We start from the raw sequence: 3,418 nt of genomic DNA, 5'->3' as shown, positions 1-3,418 counted from the left end.
GACCGCGCCCTGTTCCGGCAGGTGGAGCGGGGTGCGCAGGACCAGCTCCGCGAGCCGCCCGCAGCCGACCTCCTCGCCCGCGCGCAGGACCAGCTCGACGAAGGCGGCGCCGGGCAGCGGTACGGCGCCGGAGACGACGTGGTCGGCGAGCCACGGCGCGGTGCGGCGCGACAGCGTCGCCGTCAGCAACGCGCCGTCGGAGTCGGCGAGTCGTGCCACGGACCGGGCCAGGGGGTGGTCGCCGGGTTCGGCGGCGGGCGCGGGTGCGGGCATCCAGTAGCGGCGGCCCTCGAAGGCGTACGTCGGCAGGTCCACCGTGCGGGCGCCGGGGAAGGCGGGGGCCCAGTCGACGGCGGCGCCGTGCACGTGGGCCTCGGCGAGCGAGGTGAGGAAGCGTTCTGCCCCTCCGTCGCCGCGGCGCAGGGATCCCACGGCGACCGCGTCGGCCCCGGCGGTCTCCTGGACGCCCATGGTGAGGACGGGGTGGGGGCTGGTCTCGACGAACATGCGGTGCCCCAGGCCGGCGAGCTTCCGTACGGCGTCGGAGAACCGCACGGTCTGCCGCAGGTTGCGCACCCAGTAACCGGCGTCCAGCTCCCGGCCGTCCAGCATCTCGCCGGTCACCGTCGAGCAGAACGGCACCCTGCACGGCCGCGTACGGACCTCGCCCAGCACCTCGGTCAGCTCCGCCGCGACGACGTCGACCTGGGCGGAGTGGGACGCGTAGTCGACGTTGGTACGGCGCACCCGTACCCGGTCGGCCTCCAGGGCGGCCGTCAGCTTCTCCAGCGCCGCCACGGGCCCGCTGACGACGGTGGCCTCGGGGCCGTTCACCGCGCCGACGCACAGCCCGCCGCCGACGGCGTCCAGCCGCTCCTGCACCGCCGCGGCCGGCAGCGCCACCGACAGCATCCCGCCGCTCCCGGCCAGGCCGCGGGCGATGACCCGGCTGCGCAGCGCCGCGACCCGGGCGCCGTCCTCCAGGCTCAACGCCCCCGCCACCACCGCCGCCGCGATCTCGCCCTGCGAATGCCCCACCACCGCCGCCGGCACCACACCGAACGACTCCCACAACCGCGCCAGCGACACCATCACCGCCCACAACGCGGGCTGCACCACGTCACCGCGCCCGAGATCCCCCTCCAGATCCGACAGCAACGACCGCCCGGTGTACGGCACCAGCGCCTCGGCACACTCGTCCAACGCCCCCGCGAACACCCCCGACTGCCCGTACAACTCCAGCGCCATCCCCCGCCACTGCGACCCCTGCCCGGGAAACACGAACACCGGACCCGCGCAGGGCCGGGCGACGCCCTGGACGACGCCGGGTGCGGGCTCTCCCCGCGACAGGCTCGCGGCCGCGTCGCGCAGGCGGTCCCCGCCGGCCCCGATGACGACGGCCCGGTGGTCGAACTGCGCGCGGGTGGTGGCCAGGGACAGCCCGACGTCCTGCGGTCCGCGGCCGGGGTGTTCGCGCAGGGCGCGCAGGAGCCGCGCCGGCTGGTCCCGCAGGGCGGGCAGGTTGCGGCCGGAGAACGGCCAGGGCAGCGGCCAGGTGTCCGCGGCGTCGGCACCGTCCGGCCGCGGACCGGCCGCGGCGGCGTCCGTACACGCGTCGGGCTCGGCAACCACGACATGGCAGTTGGTGCCGCCGAGGCCGAACGACGAGACGCCCGCCACCAGCGGCTGTGCCGGGCGCGGCCAGCCCTCGCGGGCCACCTGCACCCGCAGGTTGAGCCGGTCCAGCGCGATCCCCGGATGCGGTGCCGTGTGGTGGAGCGTGGGCGGGAGTTCACGGCCGCGGATGCTGAGGGCCACCTTGAGCAGGCCGACGATGCCGGCCGCGCCCTCCAGGTGGCCGACGTTGGTCTTGACGGAGCCGACCGCGACCGGGTCGCCCGCGGGGCGCGCGGCGCCGACGACCGCGCCGAGGGCTGCCGCCTCGACGGGGTCCCCGGCGGGGGTGCCGGTGCCGTGGAGTTCGACGAACTGGACGTCGCCCGGGTCCGTGCCGGCCCGCCGGTACGCCAGCCGGAGCACCTCCTCCTGCGTGCGGCGGCGCGGCGCCCCGAGGGAGTCGCCGCCCCCGTCGTTGTTCACGGCACTGCCGCGGATCACACAGGACACGGTGTCGCCGTCGGCGAGCGCCCGCCCGAGCGGCTTGAGGACGAGGACCGCGCCGCCCTCGCCGCGGACGTAGCCGTCGGCGGCGGCGTCGAAGGTGCGGCAGCGTCCGGTGGCGGACAGCGCGCCCATGCGGTCGGAGGTGGCGGTGGACTCCGGGGCGAGGACCAGGTTCACTCCGCCGACGAGGGCCAGGGTGGACTCCCCGCGGCGCAGGCTGTCGCACGCGAGGTGGACGGCGACGAGGGAGGAGGACTGCCCGGTGTCCACCGTGAGGCTGGGCCCGGTGAGCCCGAGGGCGTACGAGACCCGGTTGGCCAGCATCGCCCGCCGGGTGCCGGCGAAGGAGTGGTGGGTGCGGGCCGGTTCGCCGCGCCGGTTCGCCAGTTCCGCGTAGTCGTCCCAGATGGCGGCGGCGTAGACGGCGGTCGCCGTCCGGGAGAGGTCGTACGGGACGGTGCCCGCGTCCTCCAGCGCTTCCCACGCCAGCTCCAGCATCAGGCGCTGCTGCGGGTCCATGACCGCGGCCTCGCGCGGGGAGATGCCGAAGAACTCCGGGTCGAAGGTGTCGACGCGCTCCAGGAAGCCGCCGTGCACCGGCCCGCCGGCGTGCTGCCTGCGGCCCTCGGGGGCCTCCCGGACGGCGTCGGTCCCGTCGCGCAGCAGCCGCCAGAACTCCGCCGGGCCCGACGCTCCCGGCAACCGGCAGGCGAGGCCGACGACGGCGATCGGATCCGTCCCGGTCATACGCTGTGCTCCCCCCGTGCCATGTCACCGGTGCCGCGGCTCTGCCACCGCACCGGTCGCGGTCTCGTCGTTGCAGGGACAACAAGATTCTGTGCACCTGTACCAGCCGTCCACCCTGGTGCACACCCCCGGCCAGACCCCAGCCATCCCCGGTCCCGCCGGGGGTGCGCGGCGGCCGGGGCGGGCGGTGCGGCTACCGGGAGAGCCGGTCGGGCGGGTGCGAGAGGTCCAGGTGGGAGAGGAGGTGACCGGCGAGTTCCGCCGGGCTCGGGTGCTCGAAGACGGCGGTGGCGGACAGCCGCACCCCGGTTGCGGCGACCAGGCGGTTGCGCAGCTCGATCGCGGCCAGCGAGTCGAACCCGGCGTCGCGGAAGGGGCGTTCCGCGTCGCGGAAGGACTCCTCGGCCGCGGCGTCGCCGCTCCCGCCGTGGCCCAGCGCGACGGCGGCGTGGACCCGCACCAGGTCGAGAACCAGGCGCCGGCGTTCGTCGGCGGAAGCGCCGGCCAGGGAGAGAGACAGCTTCTCCGCCTCGGACCGCTCCGGCTC

The 3,418-nt window shown here is 76.2% G+C and carries 2 protein-coding genes; both read right to left on the bottom strand.

Annotated features, from left to right (window positions below):
- Window positions 1–2,871 (bottom strand): type I polyketide synthase (locus tag H5J30_RS22825; protein ID WP_181789256.1); only part of this gene is annotated, 2,871 nt, incomplete at its 3' end.
- A 193-nt stretch (window positions 2,872–3,064) separates the two neighbouring features.
- A partial coding sequence (locus H5J30_RS22820) for an acyl carrier protein (protein ID WP_181789255.1) occupies window positions 3,065–3,418 on the bottom strand: 354 nt, incomplete at its 5' end.

It is taken from the genome of Streptomyces phytophilus (assembly GCF_013870535.1).
In the GTDB taxonomy this organism is placed as follows: domain Bacteria; phylum Actinomycetota; class Actinomycetes; order Streptomycetales; family Streptomycetaceae; genus Streptomyces; species Streptomyces phytophilus.
This window is presented reverse-complemented; position numbering and strand designations above follow the sequence as displayed.